16 protein-coding genes are annotated in these 20,712 nt (G+C 65.6%); 11 read left to right on the top strand and 5 right to left on the bottom strand.

The features are described from left to right. The first annotated feature begins 6 nt into the window (after window positions 1–6). Window positions 7–999, top strand: coding sequence for a glycosyltransferase family 2 protein (locus tag KF886_20775; protein ID MBX3179796.1), 993 nt, complete (start codon window positions 7–9; stop codon window positions 997–999). Here the strand turns inward: KF886_20775 and pepE are convergent. The 3 genes from pepE to KF886_20760 are packed head-to-tail and all read right to left on the bottom strand — an operon-like array spanning window position 975 to window position 3,067. Beyond that, a complete protein-coding gene (gene pepE, locus KF886_20770; protein ID MBX3179795.1) occupies window positions 975–1,661 on the bottom strand; it encodes a dipeptidase PepE in 687 nt (228 codons plus the stop codon). The genes KF886_20775 and pepE overlap by 25 nt on opposite strands. Window positions 1,662–1,668: 7 nt before the next feature. Beyond that, window positions 1,669–2,292: a uridine kinase gene (gene udk, locus KF886_20765; protein ID MBX3179794.1), complete on the bottom strand. Its 624-nt coding sequence runs from the start codon at window positions 2,290–2,292 to the stop codon at window positions 1,669–1,671. Beyond that, entirely contained in the window at window positions 2,285–3,067 is a 783-nt protein-coding gene (locus tag KF886_20760; protein MBX3179793.1) for a DUF4202 domain-containing protein, read from the bottom strand. The genes udk and KF886_20760 overlap by 8 nt, the downstream gene beginning before the upstream one ends. Before the next feature lie 113 nt (window positions 3,068–3,180). On the opposite strand from KF886_20760, the gene KF886_20755 reads away from it, so the two are divergent. From KF886_20755 to KF886_20710, 10 genes are all read left to right on the top strand, one after another. Next, window positions 3,181–3,885, top strand: a complete 705-nt coding sequence (locus KF886_20755) for a succinate dehydrogenase cytochrome b subunit (GenBank protein ID MBX3179792.1) — start codon at window positions 3,181–3,183, stop codon at window positions 3,883–3,885. A 3-nt stretch (window positions 3,886–3,888) separates the two neighbouring features. Further along, window positions 3,889–5,799, top strand: a complete 1,911-nt coding sequence (locus tag KF886_20750) for a fumarate reductase/succinate dehydrogenase flavoprotein subunit (protein ID MBX3179791.1) — start codon at window positions 3,889–3,891, stop codon at window positions 5,797–5,799. Further along, window positions 5,799–6,560 carry a succinate dehydrogenase/fumarate reductase iron-sulfur subunit gene (locus tag KF886_20745; GenBank protein ID MBX3179790.1) on the top strand — a complete coding sequence of 254 codons (762 nt, stop codon included), beginning with the start codon at window positions 5,799–5,801 and terminating at the stop codon, window positions 6,558–6,560. Before KF886_20750 ends, KF886_20745 begins: the two co-directional genes overlap by 1 nt. Before the next feature lie 200 nt (window positions 6,561–6,760). Continuing rightward, entirely contained in the window at window positions 6,761–8,854 is a 2,094-nt protein-coding gene (locus KF886_20740) for a serine/threonine protein kinase (protein MBX3179789.1), read from the top strand. Then, entirely contained in the window at window positions 8,851–11,058 is a 2,208-nt protein-coding gene (locus KF886_20735; protein MBX3179788.1) for a hypothetical protein, read from the top strand. Before KF886_20740 ends, KF886_20735 begins: the two co-directional genes overlap by 4 nt. A 185-nt stretch (window positions 11,059–11,243) precedes the next feature. Next, window positions 11,244–13,334, top strand: coding sequence for a serine/threonine protein kinase (locus KF886_20730; protein MBX3179787.1), 2,091 nt, complete (start codon window positions 11,244–11,246; stop codon window positions 13,332–13,334). Next, on the top strand, window positions 13,331–15,478 hold the full coding sequence (locus KF886_20725) for a hypothetical protein (protein MBX3179786.1): 2,148 nt from the start codon (window positions 13,331–13,333) through the stop codon (window positions 15,476–15,478). Before KF886_20730 ends, KF886_20725 begins: the two co-directional genes overlap by 4 nt. 83 nt (window positions 15,479–15,561) lie before the next feature. Then, a complete protein-coding gene (locus KF886_20720) occupies window positions 15,562–16,908 on the top strand; it encodes a right-handed parallel beta-helix repeat-containing protein (GenBank protein ID MBX3179785.1) in 1,347 nt (448 codons plus the stop codon). Window positions 16,909–16,952: 44 nt separating this feature from the next. Then, a complete protein-coding gene (locus tag KF886_20715; GenBank protein ID MBX3179784.1) occupies window positions 16,953–17,981 on the top strand; it encodes a DUF1080 domain-containing protein in 1,029 nt (342 codons plus the stop codon). Between the two features lie 33 nt (window positions 17,982–18,014). Next, entirely contained in the window at window positions 18,015–18,848 is an 834-nt protein-coding gene (locus KF886_20710; protein ID MBX3179783.1) for an SDR family oxidoreductase, read from the top strand. A 191-nt stretch (window positions 18,849–19,039) separates the two neighbouring features. On the opposite strand, the gene KF886_20705 is transcribed toward KF886_20710, so the two are convergent. Both KF886_20705 and KF886_20700 read right to left on the bottom strand, forming a co-directional pair. Further along, entirely contained in the window at window positions 19,040–19,558 is a 519-nt protein-coding gene (locus KF886_20705) for a peptidylprolyl isomerase (GenBank protein MBX3179782.1), read from the bottom strand. Window positions 19,559–19,569: 11 nt separating this feature from the next. Then, the gene (locus KF886_20700) at window positions 19,570–20,412 is read right to left on the bottom strand and encodes a peptidylprolyl isomerase (GenBank protein ID MBX3179781.1); all 843 of its coding nucleotides are present in this window, start codon (window positions 20,410–20,412) and stop codon (window positions 19,570–19,572) included. Between the last annotated feature and the right edge of the window lie 300 nt (window positions 20,413–20,712).

Here is a 20,712-nt window from a genome sequence, read left to right as displayed (position 1 = left end):
AACATCGTGCGAAAACTGATCATCCAGATACCGTGCTACAACGAGGAGGCGTCGCTGCCGGTGACGTTGCAGGCGCTGCCGCGGGTGGTCCCCGGTTTTGACACGGTGGAGTGGCTGGTCATCGACGATGGATCGACGGACGCGACGGCGTCGGTGGCCCGGGCGCACGGCGCGGATCACGTGTTGCGCCTGACGGTGCACCGTGGACTGGCGCGGGCGTTCACGGCGGGCCTGGATTTCTGCATCAAGGCGGGCGCGGACGTCATTGTAAACACCGACGCGGACAACCAGTACCATGCGGAGGATATCCCGGTGCTGCTGGCGCCGATCCTGTCGGGCGAGGCGGAATTTGTGGTGGGGGCGCGCCCGATTGCGGACATCCAGCACTTTTCCTTTTCAAAGAAGCTGCTGCAATGGCTGGGATCGTGGGTGGTGCGCATGGCGAGCAATACGGATGTGCCGGACGCGCCGAGCGGGTTCCGGGCGATGACGCGGGAGGCGGCGATGGGGCTGAATGTATTCGGGAGCTATACGTACACGCTGGAGACGGTGATCCAGGCCGGGCGGAAAAACATGGCGATTACGTCGGTTCCGATCCGGACGAACCGCGACATGCGCCCTTCGCGCCTGGTGAAGAGTCCCTGGCATTACGTGCAGATGTCCATGGTCACGACGGTGCGGATTTTCATGACGTACCGGCCGTTTCGATTCTTTGCGCTGCCGGGCGCAATGTGTTTTGCGCTGGCGATGATCCCGAGCGTCCGGTATGTCTACCTGCACGCCACGGGCGCGGGCGGGGGAAATCTTCCGTCGCTTATTGCGGCGGCGATCCTGTTTTCGGCGAGTTTCGTGCTGATCGTGTCGGGTTTCCTGGCGGAATTGAGCGGGGTGAACCGCCAGTTGCTGGAGGAGATTCGCTGGCGGCTTCGGGAGCGGGAGTATGAGGAACACCAGCGGCGGAAGCGCGAGCAGGATCAGCAGGGCAGCGGGCCGGGCTGAAGGGACCGGGGCGGCTCGTCCGAAGTGAACCAGAGCGCCTCGCCGGCGCCGCCCAGACGCCGCTGCTGGCCGTCCACTTCGACGAACATGCCCTCGGGCAGGGCCAGCACGGGGCAACCGGGATTCTGTTGCACGAACTCGCGGAGGCGCTGCGCGCGCGATTCGCCGCCGTGCCCCGGAATGGTGGCTTCGGTGAAGTGGGGATTGATCTGGAACGGTACGAGTCCCAGGGCGTCCAGCCCGGCCGTTTCCACGATGGGCATGTCGTTGGTGGTCTTGATGGTGGGGCAGGCGAGGTTCGCGCCGGCGCTCCAGCCCGCGAAGCGCGCGCCGGCTTCCACGGCGGCGCGCATAGGGCCGAGCAGGCCAAGATCCTGGCAGCGCCGGAGCAGGCAGAATGTGTTGCCGCCACCGGCGACCAGGGCGCGCGCGCGCGCGAGGCTGGCGGCCGGATCCGCCAGGGTGTGCGCTCCGACAACCCGGCGGTCGGGGAGGGCTCCGGCGAGGCGGGCGGTGTATTCGTCGTAGGAGAAATCCGCAGCGGCGAAGGGCAGAAAGAGGATTTCGCCCGCATCCGCGAGAAACCGATCGAGGTGGGGGCGCGCCCACCCGAGCCAGGGTTCTCCCGGCATCGTCGAATTGCTGAGGAGCAGGAGGCGCATGAGGGAATTACTCCGCGAGGCCGAGCGCGGCCAGGATGCGCCGGGCGGACGCGACTGGATCGGCTTCGCCGGACAGCACGAGGTCGGCGGTTTCCCGGCAGGGCTCCACGAAACGCTCGTGCATGGGGCGGACCTGCTCGAGATATTGCCTGACCACGCTTTCGACGGTTCGGCCGCGCTCGACGACATCGCGCTGGAGACGCCGGATAAAACGGATATCCGCGGGGGCATCGACAAAGACCGTGACGTCGAACATGGCGCGCAGGGCGGGCGCGGCAAGCGTGTTTATCCCCTCCACCACGACCAGAGGCCGCGGGGCTAACGCAAGCGATTCCGGCTTGCGGGTGTGGGTGGCGAAATCGTACTGGGGCGCGGCGATGGATTCGCCACGCCGGAGGGCCGCCAGGTGATCGGCGAGCAGATCGGTTTCCTGTGCGTCGGGATGGTCGTAATTGCGGGCGTCACGTTCCGCGGCCGGTACGCCGGCCTGATCTCGGTAATACCAGTCGTGTTGGAGGAGCACGGCCCGCCCCGGCAACGCGTTCAACAACGCCGCGGTGAGCGTGGTCTTCCCCGAGCCGGAACCACCCGCAATGCCGGCCACTTTCGGTCGCGGCGCGGGGTCAGCCATCGCCCAGCGCCTCCGCGACGAGTTCGCGCGCGGCTTCGGGCAAATCGAGCGCGAGCGCGTGCCGGCGTCCGGCCTCGGACATTTTGCGCCAGGTCTTGCGCAGAATGCCGATCATCTTCTCGCGATCCGTGCGGGCCGCGAATTCGTCCAGGTGATGCTCCAGAAAGACGAGGCAGGCCGCGTCCTCGAGCGCCTGGGTGTCGGGATCGTCGCTCAGTTGTTTCTTGTGGAGGAGGAAGGACACCCGGTCGATAAGCGTTTCGTCCGCGCCGCATTCCCGCATGATCGCGCCGGCCTGCTCGGCGTGGAAGGTGTAGAGGCCGCGGCGCCAGGCGAGATAGCCGCGCCGATCCGCCGGATATTCCGCGCGCGGATGCTCCCAGCGGCGGATATGCTGCGCGCGGGCGGCGATTTGGAGCGCGGGCGGCGCGCCAGGGCGCAGCCGATCGATCCAGGCGCTCATGCGGCGGCCATAGAGGAGCGCCGCGGGCTCGTCCACGCCGTCCGCCGATTCCCGGTTGGGGTCCACGGCGTTGGCCGCGTCGATGCGATTCAGGATTTCGTCTATCAAGATGGGTTCCCGGCGTGTGTTTTGGGTTGGGGCGCCACGTGGCGCCGCGGGTATGGTAGAGCAGCGCGGGGATTCGCGGCAAGCGGCCGCGGCCCGTATCCGGCTGGCCCGTGGCCGGGTCTGTCCGTATGGCGTTCGCGGCGCGGCGGTGGCGGCAAAAATTGGGCCGAGGTCTGGAACGGCGGCGCGGGCGTGTTGTACCATAGCCGGGATTCATCCACCCCCGCCTGTGGGCGGTCGCTTGCGGCGGTTCCTGATTGGTTAAGGCGCCACAGGGAACTCCCGGGCGGGGCGCACCAAGGAGACTTGCCAGGCTTATGAGTTCTACCCTTCTCGCCCGCCGATTCACAACGTCCGTCGCCAAGGAACTGGTAGTCGGGCTGACCGGTATCGCGCTGGTAACGTTTGTGCTCGGCCATCTGGTCGGGAATGTTCTTCTGCTTGTGGGCCCGGATGTGTTCAACGCCTATGCGGCGCGGCTTCACGCACTGGGCGAACTGCTTTGGGCGGCGCGGGTATTCCTCGTGGTGTGCTTCATCGCGCATATCGGCACGGCGATCTCACTTGCGCTGGAGAACACATCGGCGCGGGGCCCGGTGCGCTACGAGTACGAGCGCACGGCGAGCCGTAAGACTTTCGCGTCGCGTATGATGCGGATAAGCGGTGTGCTGATACTGCTGTTCGTGTTGCTGCATGTGTACGATTTCACGATCACGGGCGACCGTGAGGGGCCCCGATCGTTCGTGGACGGCATGGGCGAAGAGAGCATGGGGCTGTATGGCGTCGTGTTTAATTCGTTTGGCAATCCGGTCCGTTCGCTGCTGTACATTATCTGCTGCGTGTTCGTGGGCATTCACTTGACCCACGCGCTCGCGAGTATCGCGGTAACGCTGGGCTTTTTGACGGACCGGGACACGGGGAAGGCGGAACTGGTGGCGAAGGCCATCGGGATCGGCGTTGCGGCGGGTTTTTCGTTCATCCCGCTGTACGTTCTGGCCCGCACGTATATCATAGGAGTGTAGCGCATGCTGGACAGCAAGATCCCCGAGGGGCCGATTGCGGACAAGTGGACGCGCCACAAGTTCGAAATGAAGCTGGTGAACCCGGCGAACAAACGCAAGTTCAATGTGGTCGTGGTGGGCACGGGCCTGGCGGGCGCCTCGGCGGCGGCGTCGCTGGGCGAACTGGGCTACAATGTGAAGTCCTTCTGCTTTCAGGACACGCCCCGCCGCGCGCACAGCATCGCGGCGCAGGGCGGGATTAACGCGGCGAAGAACTACACGAACGACGGCGACAGCGTCCACCGGTTGTTTTACGACACGATCAAGGGGGGCGACTACCGATCGCGCGAGGCCAACGTGCACCGCCTGGCGGAGGTGAGCGTCAACATTATCGACCAGTGTGTGGCGCAGGGCGTTCCGTTTGCGCGGGAGTATGGCGGCTACCTGGACAACCGATCATTCGGCGGCGCGCAGGTGTCCCGCACGTTCTACGCGCGCGGGCAGACAGGTCAGCAGCTGCTGCTGGGGGCCTATGGCGCGCTGATGAAGGAAGTCGCGCGCGGGCACGTGCAGATGTTTCCGCGCCGGGAGATGCTTGACCTGGTGGTGATAGACGGGCGCGTGGCGGGCATCATCTGCCGGAATCTGATCAACGGCCAGATCGAGACGCACGCCGCGGACGCGGTGATTCTTGCGACGGGCGGCTACGGCAACGTTTTTTACCTTTCAACGAACGCGATGGGGAGTAACGTCACGGCGACGTGGCGCGCACACCGGCGGGGGGCATTTTTCGCGAACCCGTGCTTCACGCAGATTCACCCGACCTGCATCCCGGCGAGCGGGGACTACCAGTCGAAGCTGACGCTGATGAGCGAGAGCCTGCGGAATGACGGGCGGATCTGGGTGCCGAAGAAGGCGGGCGATATGCGGCCGCCGCGCCAGATCCCGGAGGAGCAGCGGAATTATTACCTCGAAGAGAAATACCCCAGCTTCGGTAATCTGGTGCCGCGCGATGTCGCTTCGCGCAATGCGAAGGAGTGGTGCGACAAGGGGTACGGCGTGGGCCCGACGGGGATGGCGGTGTATCTGGACTTCCGCGACGCGATCGAGCGCGACGGCGCGGAGGTGATCCGCTCGAAATATGGCAATCTGTTCGACATGTACGAGCGGATTGTGGACGAGAACCCGTACGAGACGGCGATGATGATCTACCCGGCGGTGCACTACACGATGGGTGGTCTCTGGGTGGATTACAACCTGATGAGCAACCTGCCGGGGCTGCACGTGATCGGGGAGGCGAACTTCTCGGATCACGGGGCGAACCGGCTGGGCGCGAGCGCGCTGATGCAGGGCCTGGCGGACGGTTATTTCGTGATCCCGTACACGCTGGGCGATTACCTGGCGAAGGCGGGCCCGGTCCGGGCGGCGGCGGATCATCCCGAGTTCAAGGCGGCGGAGGAAGCGGTGACGAGCCGGATCGACACCCTGGTGCATTCGAAGGGCCGCCGCACGGTGGACGAGTTCCACCGGGCGCTGGGCAAGATCATGTGGGACAAGTGCGGCATGGCGCGCAACGCAGCGGGCCTGAGCGAAGCGCTGCGGGAAATCCCGAAGCTGCGGGCGGAGTTCTGGGACGATGTAAACGTCACCGGATCGCCGGGGACCTTTAACCAGGTGTTGGAGCGCGCGGGGCGCGTGGCGGATTTCCTGGAGTTCGCGGAGTTGATGGTGCGCGATGCGCTGCACCGGACGGAATCCTGCGGCGGCCACTTCCGCGAGGAAAGCCAGACGGAGGACGGCGAGGCGAAGCGCAACGATGACGAGTTCTGTTACGCGGCGGCGTGGGAGTTCAATGGTGTGGGAACGGATCCGGTGCTGCACAAGGAACCGCTGGCGTTCGAGAATGTGGCGTTGACCCAGAGGAGCTACAAGTAATGGCGGAGAAGACGATCAATGTTACCTTGCGGATCTGGCGCCAGGCGGACCAGGACGCGCGCGGGTCTTTCGCGTCCTACACCGTGAAGAACATCTCCACGGACGCCTCGTTCCTCGAATTGCTTGACGTGGTCAACGAAGACCTGGAAAAGGAAGACAAGGATCCGATCGCGTTCGATCACGATTGCCGCGAGGGCATCTGCGGGAGCTGCGGCGCGGTGGTGAACGGCGTGGCGCACGGCCCGGAATCGGCGACGACGCTATGCCAGCTGCACATGCGCAAGTTCAAGGACGGGGACACCATCGTGGTGGAGCCTTGGCGTTCATCGGCTTTCCCGATCGTCAAGGATATTGCGGTGGACCGGAGCGCCTTCGACCGGATAATCCAGGCGGGGGGCTATGTCTCGGTGAAGACGGGGCAGGCTCCTGACGCGAACGCGAACCCGGTGCCGAAGCATCGCGCGGATGCGGCGATGGACGCGGCGGCGTGTATTGGGTGTGGCGCGTGCGTGGCGGCGTGCCCGAACGGTTCGGCGAGCCTTTTTACGGCCGCGAAGGTGGCGCAGTTGTCCATACTGCCGCAGGGCAATCCGGAGCGTTGCCGCCGCGTGCTTGCGATGGTGGAGCAGATGGATCGAGAAGGTTTTGGAAGTTGCTCGAAGCACTACGAGTGCGAGGGGGTTTGCCCGAAGGAGATCAAGGTGGAAAACATCACCATCATGAACCGGGAGTACATGCGCGCGCTGATCGTGCGCGACTAGGTCCGTGCGGCGCGGGGGCGCGGGGTTGTTCCGGACTGGCGCAGTCTCTATACTGAGGCGTGCGAAGTACGCGCAAGAGCAGTGGCGCGCGCGGATGAGTGGGTTGTATCCGGTGCGCTTTCGGGAGGATGCGCACGGTGGAACCGCCTTTACTGGCGTCGGAGAGATATGAAGTCCTTCGAGAGTTGGGCCGGGGGGGCATGGGTGTCGTCTATCTCGCGGAAGACCGCCAGCTGGGACGCCGCGTTGCGTTGAAGGTGTTGCACCGGCACTTAAACCGGGATGAGGCCTTTGTAAAGCGATTCCTGGAAGAGGCGCGGTCGGTTTCGCAGCTGCATCACCCGAATATCGTGTATGTCAACGGCATTGAGCAGACGGGGGATGCGGTCGCCATCGACATGGAATTCGTCGATGGCCTGTCGCTGGCCGAGTATCGCCAGGGCCCGGCCCCGACGCCTTTTGTCCTGGCAGCCATCGCGAACGATGCGCTGAACGGGCTTGCGGCGTGCCACCAGCTGGGCATCATGCACCGGGACATCAAGCCAAGCAACATCCTGTTGAACCAGCAGGGCCAGGCGAAGGTAACGGATTTTGGCCTGGCGACGGCCTACGCGGATCAATTGGAAGACAAGGTTCGGGGGAACACGTCGACCGGATTCTTCATGGGCACGCCGCGTTACATGCCGCTGTGCGCCTGGGAAGGCGGCGCGCCGGACCCGTCGTGGGATCTTTACGCGCTGGGCATCGTCCTGTTTGAACTGGTTTCGAGGCGAACCGCATTCGAGGGGGACAGTCCGGTGGCCATTATGCGGAGCCAGATCGCGGATCCGTTGCCGCCGCTGGAGACCGTGTCGGACAGTGTCTCGCCGTCGTTCGCGGCGTTTGTTGACACGCTGGTGGCGACGGGCAAGCCTGGCGCGCTCCCCCTGGACGCGGCGGCTGCCCTCGACCTGCTGCACGGCACACCCGAATACGACGAATTGAACGAAAGCAACACGTCGCGCACGCTTCCCGCCATTCCAAAGCGCGGCCTATACGCGGCGCGGCTTCGAAGCCTCGGGACCTACCGGATGCGGCGCCTGGCGCGGCGGGCCGCCGCGGTCTCGCTGGCGGCGGCGGCGGCTCTGCTCCTGTGGACTGTAACCCGGCCCGGGGCCACGCCGCCCGCACCGGCTCCCGAATCCAACCCGGCGGCGGCGCCGCGGGCGGCGCTCCCGGCGGACGCGCCCGTCTTTCTCGATGTGCGGGCCGTGGACAACCCGGCGTTTGGCGATGGCGTGTGGGGCGTGGAACGGGACGCCCGGGGCATCCCAACGGCAATCACCGGCTTCACGGAGCTGGGTCTGTGGTCGCTGGAGATCGGGCCGCCGGCGGGGCCCGGCGAGATGTATCGGGTTTCCGGCGCGTGGGCGAAGGTGCATTCGCTGGAGAACCGGCTGGTCCACTTCGGCAGCCTGGCGGGATCGCTGGCGTGGGACGCGGACGCGGGCAGCGCGGTGATCAGCCTGGAGCGCGTGCGCGAGCGGGACGGTTCCCGCACCAAGTTCACGGTGTCGGGACGCGCGCGCGCCAACGGGTACGACGCCACATCCTTCTGGCGCGATCTGGAGGCGAACCCGGCGCTCCAGCCGTTGCTGTACGCCGAATTGCTGGGGCGGCGGCTTCCCTGGGCTGCGGCGCTGGAAGCGCGCCTGCCGGCCCTGGCGGGCGGCCGGATCCGGGTTCCGCGGATTCAGGAAGCGGTTACCGCCGATGGCGTGCTTTCGGAGGCCACGTGGACGCGCGGCGAATTCGATTCGTACGGCCGCACCGGGGAGGCCGTCATCCCGCCCGACTCGGGCGCACCGCCGCTGCTCGTTCGCTGGACGGAGAGCTCGGTGGTTTTCGCGGCGCGGCTGCCGGAGGCCCCGCCGGAGACTCAGTTTGAAGTGGGCGTGCTTCCGGCCCTGGATACGTCGCTCGACCACGGCGGGCGCTTCTTCGTCACCGTGCGCGGCGACGGATCCATCCGGGGCCGCGCGGAGCTGGGGGGCGCGGAACAACCGTGGGAGTGCACGTGGGACGCGGGGGCCTCGGCGCCGGGCGATGGATCGGTGTCGTTCGAACTGGCGATTCCGATCGCCGACCTTCCCGAGACGGCGGTGCCCGCGCCCGCGCACCGGTGGCGCGTCAACGCGCGCGCCGCGGCGCCGTCCGCCGGTGGAGCATGGCAAACCCTGGCGACCTGGGGCGACGCCGACCTGGAGGCGCTGCGGCACGGGCTGTTGCTTGAATTTCAGGGAGGCGCTGGATGAGGAAGTCTTCGAAATGCCGGCAATTGCCCGGGGCCGTCGCCCTGGCGCTGGTGGTCGCCGCCCATGCGAGTTTATCCACCGCTTCGGCGTATGAGCCGCCGAGCTCGAATCCCCAGCATCTGTTCACGTTTCAGGAGCACCTCTATTTTGTGGCCACGGACGGCCGGGTGGGCCGAGAACTCTGGCGCGTCAAACTGCCGGATGGCGCGGCGGAGCTGGTCGCCGACGTCACCCCCGGCCCCGGCGAGCGTGCGATGGAGTCTTTCTACCCGCTCGGCGATACGATTTATTTTATTGTCCATGATCCCAGGGACGGCGGGCAGCTCTGGGCGTCGGACGGGCAGCCGGGCGGGACCACGCGGCTGGTCGATACGCACACGCCGAGCGATCCGGTGTCGGGCTTCAAGCGAATCGTGGGCGATGTCGAAGGATTGTTGCTGCTTCACGTCGGGCCACATCAGGACGGCGCCTCTTCCGAAATCTGGCTGTCCGACGGGACGCCCGGGAACGCCCGCAGGCTTTCCGCGCCTGGGTATGAGCCGCTGACCACCAGCGGATCTGGCCACGTAACGTACGAAGGCACGCATTATTTTGCGGGGACCGCACACGCTGGGCATTATCTCTGGCGCATGAGCGGAAGCGGGGCAGACACCACGCCGCTTATGGAGTTCGATCGGGAAATCTGGGGGTTCACGGCGGCGCCGGGAATCGGCGTGTTCTTCGGCGCGTTCAAGGAGGATACCGGCAACGAATTGTGGATTACGAAGGGGACGCCGGAGTCCACCCGCCTGGTAAAGGACATTTACCCCGGCGATGGCTCATCGGATCCCGCGCACGCGGTTCCCTACTACGTAGACGGCCACCCGCCGCTGCTTGTGTTCAGCGCGATGCATCCGGATACAGGCCGCGAACTCTGGCAGTCGGACGGCACGGAAGCGGGCACGGTCCTTATGCAGGATATTGCGCCCGGAGCGATTGGATCGGAACCGTATTCCCTTCGCTCATCCAACCTGGGGGTGTACCTGCTGGCCCGCACGCCGGAGACCGGCATCGAACTCTGGCTGGCGAATCCGTACGGGGCCGATCCGAAGGTCCAACTTCTCCGGGACATCTACCCCGGCATCGCGAGCGCCGAGCCGTACGAATTGACCCTGGACGCACGTGGTCGCCTGTGGTTCAGTGCGCGAGACGGGGTCACGGGCGAGGAACTCTGGTATGCGGACGGTGAAACGCGGGATGTTTTCCAAGTGGCCGACCTGTATGCCGGCCCGGCGTCTTCCGAGCCGTATGGAACGATTTTCACCGGCAACTCCATCGTATTTGCGGCGACGCACCCGGTCTACGGGCGGGAACTCTGGCGGGCATCGGCGCGGCCGTATCCGCCTGTTTTGCTGGCCGACCTGTTCACCGACAACAGCGTGAACCCGTCGTCCGCGCCCGATGAACTGACGCCGCTCGACGATGTATTTGTGTTTGTGGCGGATGACCTCGCGCACGGGCGGGAATTGTGGGTGTCCGATGGCACGGAAGGCGGCACGGAATTGCTGATGGACATCTATCCCGGGCGCGTAAGCAGCAATCCCGAGCACCTGACGCGGGTGGGCGATCACGTCTATTTTGCCGCGGAGTCCCCGGATTACGGGACGGAACTCTGGATTACGGACGGCACGAAATCGGGAACCGCGCAGCAACTGGACATCTACCCGGGCGCGGGGAACAGTTCCGGACCGCGACATCTCACCGCGTGGAAGGGCCGGGTGCTTTTCAGCGCACACCGGGCGTACGACGGGCGGGAATTGTGGTCAGCGACGCCAGGCGAGAAGCCATTCCAGGTGAAGGGCATCGCGGAGGGCCCCGAGTCGAGCAATCCGCGGGGTTTTGTGGCCTGGCGCGACCACGTGTATTTCATCGCGGATGACGGGATCCATGGCGAGGAGTTGTGGCGAACGGACGGCACGGCGGAGGGGACGGAGATGGTCCGGGACATCGTGAACAGTCCCGTGGTCCCGACGGGGATCACACGTATTACGCCGTGGGAAGACAGGCTCCTGCTTTCCGGCGCCACCCCGGAGAGCGGCCACGAGCTGTGGGTAATGGACGAGCCCGAACGGGCGCCGCGTCTGGTGCGGGACGTGGCCCCGCCATCGGCGCTTGCGGTGTTTCGGGGTGCGGTATCTGATCGTGCCGGGACCGATTCGCGGTAGGGCGATTTCGATTGGATGAAATGGTCGCAGAATATTGCACGCGCCATATATCTTTTTGTAGTTTCTTGACGAACTGCCTATACTTCGAGAGAAGCTTTGTGCGGTAGCGACACGCAGTCGTTTCGCGACCGAATGCGACAGGCCGCCCGAGCGCGGCGTGAGGGTATGTGGTGGATATTGCCTCGTTGAATCTGGAGAAGTACCGGATAATCCGAGAATTGGGCCGGGGCGCGATGGGGATTGTTTACCTGGCCGAGGATCGCCTCCTGCACCGTACGGTGGCGCTGAAGGTGCTCAATGAGCGGCTCATTCAGGATGTTACGTTTATCGAGCGGTTCAAGCGCGAGGCGCGATCCGTATCGTCGCTCCACCACCCCAACATCGTGACGGTGCACGGCCTGGAGAAGGCCGATTCGCATCTTGTCATCGATATGGAGTACGTGGACGGCCCGTCGCTCGATGTATTTGTCCGGCGCGGGAGGCCAGGCCCGCCGTCCGCCGTCCGCATCGCGGTGGACGTGCTTGAAGGCCTGAAGGCGTGCCACGCGGCGGGCGTCATCCACCGGGACCTGAAGCCCGCAAACGTGCTGCTCGCGCCCGATGGCAACGCGAAGATCGCCGACTTTGGGCTGGCGACCGCGGCGGCCGGCCAATTGCTGGATACCGGTCAAATCACCCAGAGTAATACCATCTTTCTCGGCACGCCCCGCTATATGCCACCGGACGCGTGGGAAGGCAAGAAACCCCGGCCCGGATGGGATCTTTTCGCGGTTGGCGTCATGCTGTACGAAATGCTGACCGGCAGCGTCGCCTTTCCCGGCGAGACGCCCCTGGCGATCATGAAGCAACACGTTTCGAACCCGCTTCCGCCGCTGGCCGGCGTGGCGGAGGACGTTTCTCCCGCGCTGGCTGAAATGGTTGACGCGCTGATACGGGCGGGTAGCGACGGCGCCGATCTGAGCGCGATGGAGGCGCTGCGGCAACTGCGCGGCACGCCCGAATACGCGGCGGTTCAATCGAGCGACGCGGACACCACGATACTCGGGCCATTGACCCGCGAGCATGCGAAACTTCGGAAACGCGCCGCGACCGGCAGGCGCACTGTTTTTCGGGCCGTTCTCGCGGTGGTGCTTGCCGCCGTGTTTGCGGGCGGGGGGGCTGTGTACCTGTACGCGCCGGTTTCTCCCGACCTGCCCGCCCCGGCGTCTGGCGAGAAGGCCGGCGCGGTCGCGAACGCGGGAGTAACGTTCTTTCGGACCTATCCCGTGGGTGATCCGGCGCACACGGAGGCGGTCTGGATGTGGCGGCGCGAGCCCGAAGGCGCGGCGGAATTGCTGTTGGGCCGGGATGCGTCGGGACTCTGGCATCTGTCGCTTGAGCCCGGGGATCGGGAAGGGGAGCGCCGCCTTCGCGGCCATTGGGGCGAGTACGTTTCTCCCGCCGCCGGCAGCGTGCGATACGGATCGGTGTCCGGCGCGGCGCGCCTCCATGAATCCGGCGGCATCGCCGCGCTTGCCCTGGAGCGGAGGAACGCTCGCGACAACGCGGGGGAAACCATCTTCCTCCACGCGGAGGAGATGTCGAATTCCCTGGACCTTGAGGGCTATGTCCGCCAGCTGGAAGCGAGCACGGCGCATCAAAGCCTGCTAATCAACGAATTGCTGCCGCGAGGATTGCCGTGGGCCTTCGAAGTGGATTCGATCATGCCCGCCATCCAGCCCGGACGGCTCCCCGCGCCATACCTGTCCAGCGCGGAAGCCCTGGAACAAGCCTGGAGCGATGCCCGGTGGCATGCCCCGCCCGAAGAGGGTGGCGGGTTGCCATCGGGCGGCGCGGACGGCGCGTGGTTGCGCGCGGTCTGGACCGACGATACCGTGGCCTTCGCGTTGCGGGCGGATGCCGCGCCGGATGACTGGCGTGTAACGCTGACGCTGATGCCGATAGTGGCCGTTCCCGAGGCCGGCCGGTGGAGCGCGACGTGCCAGCTCTCCAGCGGCGGAGAACTGGAGGCCTACGCGGCAGCCGGAACTACCAGGCTGACGCCGCTTGCAGGATGGAAATCAAATATGACGAACGCGGGTTCCCCGTTGCAGATTGTCATCGAGGCGCCGGCGTCCTCCCTGCCGGGCGGCGCGCTTCCCCAGCGCGGCCGCCGATGGCGTGTCAATGTCCACCTTCGGGACGGAGCCGGGACGCCCGTGGCCACCTGGGGCGCATCCGACGTGGATGCGGTCGCGCACGGGGTCATGCTCACCTTCGCGGGCGCCCGGCCATGAGCGCGGGGCGCGCGGTCTTGATCGTGGCGTTGGCCGTGTGCGCGGCGCGAGGCTCCGCGAACTCGGGCGGCTACTTGCCGCCTTCATCCGATCCCCAGCATCTGCAGGTGATCGGGGAGCACACCTACTTCACGGCGGATGACGGCATCCACGGACGCGAATTGTGGCGAATTGACGCGGCGGGCCGGGCGGAGCTCGTGCTGGATATCACGCCGGGAGCGGAGGGATCGGCAATCAGCAACCTGTCGCCGTATCTGGATGTGTTGTTGTTCCGGCTGGACCCGCCGGACGATCGCAGCGAACTCTGGCGCACCGACGGCACCCCCGCGGGAACGGAGCGGCTCATCCGGTTCGGCGCCGGCACGGGTGAGAAATTCGATACCGTCATGGCGATCACGCCCAGCGGGGCGGCGTATTTGCGCACGCTCAGGGAAGTTGCCTGTTTCTGGACGATGGATGAACCGAGGGGTAGCGCGCGAAGAGTGGAGTTGTCTGTGGATAACGCATATCTGATCATGAATCATGGCGGCACAGTTTTTCGAGACCACTTCTATTTCGAAGCGACGCACCCGGCGCTCGGGCCGGGGCTATTCCGGTACAAAAAGTCGACGGAAGCCGTCGAACCGATCGCCTATCGCCCCCACGTGCCACAGTTCCTGACCGCGCTCACACCCAAGCAGCTGATTTTCCGCAGTTCGGATGGGGAGCATGGCGTGGAGCTTCATGTCAGCGATGGCAGCATCCCGGGAACCCGCATGCTTGTTGATATCGCGCCGGGCGAGGCCTCCTCCAATCCCGACGAGTTCCGGGCAGCCGCCATGCCGGACGGCACGCCCGTCCTGTTCTTCACCGCCGACGACGGCGTTCACGGGCGGGAGCCCTGGGTGACGGATGGGACGCCGGAGGGGACGCGCATGATAGCCGACCTCTACCCGGGCCGGGTCGGGGGAAGCCCGTACAGTTTCACGGTCAGCGGCGATACCGTCAGCTTTGTGGGCACATCGCAGGGGGGCGGCAAGGAAATCTGGTGGAGCCGCTACCCCTTTGAATCCGCGGAATTGCTGGCGGACATTTACCCCGGCCCGCTGGGTTCGGACCCGTACGCGCTGTGCGCGTTCGGCGACGACCAACTGGCCTTCAGCGCGTTCAACCCGGACACGGGCGAGGAGCTGTACGTGGCGGCGCCCAGCCGCCGCGAAGTCAAACTCGTGCGCGACATCTATCCGGGCGCGGAAAGCTCGTATCCCTACTATACGATTGCCGCTGGCGATCGCGTCCAGTTCGTGGCGACGGATCCGGTCCGTGGCCGGGAGCTCTGGCAGCTGGACGAGACGGGAGAGGCGAAGCTACTGGCCGACCTCTATGCCGATGGCAGCGCCAACCCCTCCTCCTCGCCGCGCGAGCTGACACCCCTGGGCGCTTTGCTCTATTTCGTGGCGAACGATATTGCCCACGGATCGGAACTCTGGGTAACGGACGGGGAGCGGACCGGCACCCGCCTGATAAAGGACATCTTCCCGGGTCCGGCAAGCAGCGATCCGAGGGAATTGACGCCAGCCGGCGACTTCCTGTACTTCACGGCGGAAGACGGCCAGAACGGTTACCGGCTCTGGCGAAGCGACGGGACGGATGACGGGACTCTGCTTGCGAGTCTCGAAGCGGAATTCCCGCGCGATCTGACGGCCTCGGGCGCCGTGCTCTACTTCAGCGCGGAGCGCGCGGGCGAGGGCCGCGAACTCTGGCGCGCGGAACCGGACACCGATCCAGCGCTCGTTCGGGATATTGCCCCGGGGGCCGCATCCAGCAATCCGCGCAGCTTCACCGCGCATGGCGAGTACGTGTATTTCCTTGCGGATGACGGTATTCACGGCGAGGAACTCTGGCGCAGCAACGGCACGCCGGAAGGCACGATCCTGGTGCGCGATCTGGCGCCCGCGCCGTTCGAGCCGGTGCGGGTGGGTTCCCTGGTTTCCAGTGATTCCGGGCTTTATCTGGTGGCGCGGTCGGGGGCGCTTGGCGAAGAGCTCTGGCGCCTGAACGAGGACCCGGTATTCATCTCCCCAGTCCGGGACATTGCGCGCGGGGACTGGATCGGCACGCGTGGGCTCCAGTGGGTCCGGCCTCCGGTGGCGGCGAAGAACTGAATCCGGGCGCTTTCTCCTGGTGGACGGGGTGTGGCAGAATGCACGAAATACGCCGCGAACCTCCAACCCCCAAAGGTCACACCATGCGCAGCATACCCCCGCCCATGAGCCGCCGCGCGCTGTTGCGGTCGGCGGCCGCGATGTCCGCCGCCGCCTTTCTCCCCGCGGCGGCCCCGTCCACGCCGATGCCGGCGGTTCGCGCGCCGCGCGCGACCTCCGGGGATACCGCGCACGAGCCGGCGTGGGACGAGCGCATGACGGTGACGGTGGGCCCGGGAAGCGCGGACATTGCCGGAACGACGGACAAGGCAATCCAGGCGGCGGTGGACTACGTGGTCCGGCTGGGCGGGGGCACGGTGCATGTGCAGCCGGGGACGTACACGCTGCGAAACACCATCTACCTGCGGCGGGGCGTGCGCCTGCTGGGCAGCGGCCCGGAATCCGTGCTGGTGAAGTGCGCTTCACACGATACGACACTCGCGGACGACTCGGACTGGTATGACCAGGAGATCACGCTGGAGAACCCGGACGGGTTCGCGGTGGGCGATGGCGTGATTCTGGAGACGAAGAACCCGCACCATGGCGGCCTGGACGTGCTCCGGCGCACGCTGGTGGCGCGCAGCGGTAACCGCTTCAAGCTGGATCGGGCCCTGCGCAACAATTTCTGGACCGCGATGGCCCCGTCGGTATCGTCGCGCTTTCCGATGATCACGGCGGAGGAGACGACGGGGTTCGCGGTGGAAAACATCGCACTGGACGGCAACCGCGCGAACAACGCGAACATCAACGGCAATTACGCGGGCGCGCTTTGGTTTCAGGATTGCAGCGACATCCATCTGAGGGGCCTGCACGTGCGCGCTTACAACGGGGACGGGATCAGTTTTCAGATCTGCCACGATGTGCGCGTGGAAGACTGCGTAATCGAGGAGAACGCCGACCTGGGCATCCATCCGGGATCGGGTTCACAACGGCCGGCGATGCGGAACAACCAGGTTTCGGGATCGAATATCGGCATCTTCTTCTGCTGGGGCGTGAAATACGGTCTGGCGGAAGGTAACCACATCGAGGCGTGTAATTTCGGCGTCTCGATCGGCCACCACGACGACGAAAACCTCGTGATTGACAACGAAATCCGCGGGAGCCACATCCACGGCGTCGTGTTTCGCCCGGAGCGCGGCGAAGGCTTCACCGCGACGGGAAATCGCTTCGAGCGGAACCGCATCATCGACAGCGGCGGCGACGCCGGGGTCGCGGTGGACGTGCAGGGCGTGACGGCGAATAATACGCTGGCGCGCAATACCATCCGCGAGACGCGGGGGCCGGCGGAGCGCGTGGGGATCCAACTCGGCCCGGAAACCGGCTCCATGGCGCTGGTGGACAACATTATCGAAGGCTTTGCGACGCCCGTGCGCGACCTGCGCACGGCGTGATGGCAGCGCCCAGCCCGAAAACAACCTGACTGGAGAAAGCGACCATGCACCTGATTCGCGCTGTTGCCGCCGCGATGCTTCTTGTATCGCCCGCCGCGTTTGCGGAGGAGGCATTTGACCTGGAGGCCGCGATCGCGGCGCAGTTTCCGCCCGACACCGGCCCGTTCATGGGCGACTGGCGGGGCCGCTGGTCGCCCGAGGAGGAGAAGGACCCGGAGCTCGGTGCGCAGATCATCGGCCGGGGGAACGGGCTCTACGAAATCCATCTGCTGCCCGCGCTTTACGCGCGATGCGAGCCGTACGCGGTGGTGACGGTCCAGGAGAAGAACGGCGCACTGGAATTCGAGAGCGGGCGCTATTCGGGGCGGGTAACGGCGGACGGCTTTACCGGGCGGCGGACGGAGGACGGTAAGAGCAAGGCGGCGACCTTCCGCCTGGAGCGCAGCGTCCCCACCTCCCCCACGCTGGGCCTGGCCCCGCCGGCGGGCGCCGTGACGCTGTTTGACGGGACGGGCCTGGACGCGTGGGAGATCAACCCGGAAGGGCCCTGGGGGATCCGGGACGCGTCGCTGATGTCCATCCACCCGAAGGGCAAGCAGCTCGTGTCGAAACAGAGGTTCAAGGACGTATCGGTGCACGTGGAGTTCTGCCTGCCCTACCTGCCGGAGAAGACCGGCCAAAGCCGGGCGAATGGCGGCGTGTTCCTGCAGGGCGAGTACGAAATCCAGGTGCTCGATTCCTACGGGCTGCCGGGCTATTTCGTGGAATGCGGCGCGCTGTACAAGGTGTGCGCGCCGAAGGTGAACATGTGTTACGCGCCGAATGTCTGGCAGACCTACGATATCGATTTCACGGCGCCGAAGTTTGGTCCGGACGGCAAGCAGATCGCAAACGCGCGAATTACGGTGCGCCACAACGGTGTCCTGATTCACACGGACGAGGAAATCCCGATGTTGCCCACGAACTCGTACAAGGACCGTATCAAGCCGCACCCGCGGGAACCGGGCAGCTTCGAGCTCCAGGCGCATGGCAACCACGTGAAGTACCGGAATATCTGGGTGCTTGAGAAGTAGTCGCGGCGAGACATTACTCGAGAAAGGCGGACCATGCCACGATTTACCGATCAGGTGGTGTTTATCACCGGCGCCTCGTCCGGCATTGGCGCGGCGGTCGCGCTGGAGTTTGCGCGCGAAGGCGCGAAAGTGGCGCTTGCCGCGCGGCGGATCGATAGGCTGGAGGCGCTCCGCGCGGAAATCGAGGCCATCGGGAGCGTTGCCCTGGTGCTGGAGTGCGATGTCACGCGCCGCGAGAGCATCGATCGCGCCGTGGCCCAGACGGTGGCGGAATTGGGCGGGATCGATGTGGTGCTCGCGAACGCGGGCTTCGGCGTCAGCGGTTCGGCCACGCGCCTCGAAACGGAGGACTACCGGCGGCAGTTCGACACGAATGTGTTTGGCGTGATCGACACGGTCCACGCCACGCTGCCGCACCTGCTGGAACGCCGGGGGCGGCTGGTGATCGTGAGCTCGGTCATGGGGCGTGTGGGGTTGCCCGCGTCGGCGCCGTACTGCGCGAGCAAGTTCGCGGTGCTGGGATTCGCCGAGTCCCTGTACTACGATCTGGCGGATCGCGGGGTAAGCGTTACCTGCATCAACCCGGGGATCGTGGCCAGCGAAATCCGGAGCGTGAATAACCGGGGCGAGTTCACGGGCAAGCCCGATCCCGCGAGCAAGTGGCTGATCATGCCGGTGGAGACCGCGGCGCGGAAGATGGTTCGGGCGATTTACCGGAAGAAACCGGAGTACACCTTCACGGGCCACGGCGTGTTTGTGGTGTTCGTGAACCGGCACTTTCCGCGCACGGCCCGCGCGATCATCCGCTTTTTCACGAAGGGGCGGCTTGCGAAGGTCGAACGCCTCAAGCGCGGAGGGAGAGAGTAGGCTTTAGGCTTTAGGCTTTAGGCTTTAGGTAGTGGACGCAGTGGACAGGGTGGACAGGGTGGACGATTGATGTTCGCCTGAGCCTGGGAGCTGATTCCCTTTGAGGGAAAGGGAGCTGGTGTAAAGCGAAGGCCCGCGCGGGTGCGCGGGCCTGTGTCTTTTCTCAACTGTCAACTGTCAACTGTCAACTGTCAACTGACCACATAGGCTTTCTTGATGTAATCGAGGTTCGGGAAGCTTTTTTCGAGGTAGGCGTTGCCCTGGCTCTGGATGCGGCCCTGGTCGGGGGATTCGCCGTATTCGTCGCAGATGGCTTCGACGGTTTCCATGCCTTCGACGATTTCGCCGATGGGCGAGAATCCCTGGCCGTCGAGGAAGCTGTTGTCGCCGTAGTTGATGAAGAGCTGGGTCGTGCGGGTGTTGGGGCCGGCGGTGGCGAAGGTCAGCGTGCCCTTGCGGTTGCTTTCCTTGACCGGATCGTCGGGGAAGCGATCATCGCGCCACTTCTGGGCGACCGCGGGGTCTCCGTGAATTCCGAATTGGACGATGAAGGGGCGCGGTCGGGTGACGACGCGGAAGAAGCGGATATCGGTGAAGAACCCCTCTTCGACCAGGCCCAGAAAGCGGGCCGCGCCACGGGGGGCCCAGTCCTCGTTGATTTCGACGGTGAAATCGCCGCAGGTGCATTCCATCTTGACTTTGACAGGCATTCGATTCTCCGTTATTCGGTTGGGGCCGCGCCGCCGGCGGGCGTTTCGGATGCGGGCGCTTCGGCGGCCGGGGCGGGCGAGCCTTCCACGAGCACGGCCCGCTTAATGAAATCGAGGTTGGGGAACTCGTCGCGCAGGTAGCGGGTTCCCTGGCTGGTGATGCGATCCTGGCGCGGCTGTTCGCCGTACTCCGCATTGATTTTTTCGACGTTCTCCATCCCGGCGACCACCTCGCCGAAGGGGGAGAAGCCCATGCCGTCCAGGTTGGCGTTGTCGCCGTAGTTGATGAAGAGCTGGGTGGTGCGGCTGTTGGGCCCGGACGTGGCGAAGGTTATCTTGCCGCGCTGGTTGCTCTTGCGTACGGGATCATCGCGAAGGTTGGCGGAGCGGTATTGGGCGGTCAATTTCGGCTCGGACGCCAAGCCGAACTGCACGACGAAGCCGGGGACAACGCGGAAGAAGCCGGAGTCGTTGAAGAAATCATCCTGGCACAGTTCGAAGAAGCGCGCGTGGCCGAGCGGCGCCCAGCTCTGGTGGGACGCGACGACGAAGGGGCCGGCGGTGGTCTCAAACTTCACGTGAAAGACCTCGGGCGCCTCATCGGGCCAGGGGATTTCGGAGAATCCAGCCAGGTCCTGGGAGACCGGCGCGCGGTCGGCCTCGGGTTCAGGGGCATTGGCGGCCAGGGCGGCGTCCTCACTGATCTGCGCCGCTTCCTCGAGGTCCCGTTCGGCGGCTTCGGCGGCCCGCTGGCGTTCATCGGTAAGAAGGCTTTCGTCGAATTTCGCGCGAACCACGACAATGGCGGCAAGAATCGCGGCCACGCCCAACAGGGTGACGACTTTCTGCTTCACGGTTGCTCACTCCTTATTGCGCGGCACGCTGCGCGCCGCGCCCGTTCCAGGTGTTCCGCCCAAAACAGTCCTGTATGGCGGCGGCCCCGCCGGGGCCAGTGGCGTATGATACTCCGTGGCGGCGGGGAGGCGCAATTCGCCGCAGGGCAATCGCATTAGGACTTCCAGTACGGGCCGGGCGCGATACGCAGCACCTGAGGTGTTCTATGGGGCGCGTGTTGGGGCGCTGGCATTTCGCCTGCGGCGAATACCCGACCTTGCCGGCAGTGACGCCGGCGCTCCAACGCGCTCACTTCTATT

This window comes from Candidatus Hydrogenedentota bacterium (assembly GCA_019637335.1).
In the GTDB taxonomy this organism is placed as follows: domain Bacteria; phylum Hydrogenedentota; class Hydrogenedentia; order Hydrogenedentales; family JAEUWI01; genus JAEUWI01.
The sequence above is the reverse complement of the archived record's forward strand: the minus strand, read 5'-3'. Positions and strand labels throughout refer to the sequence as shown.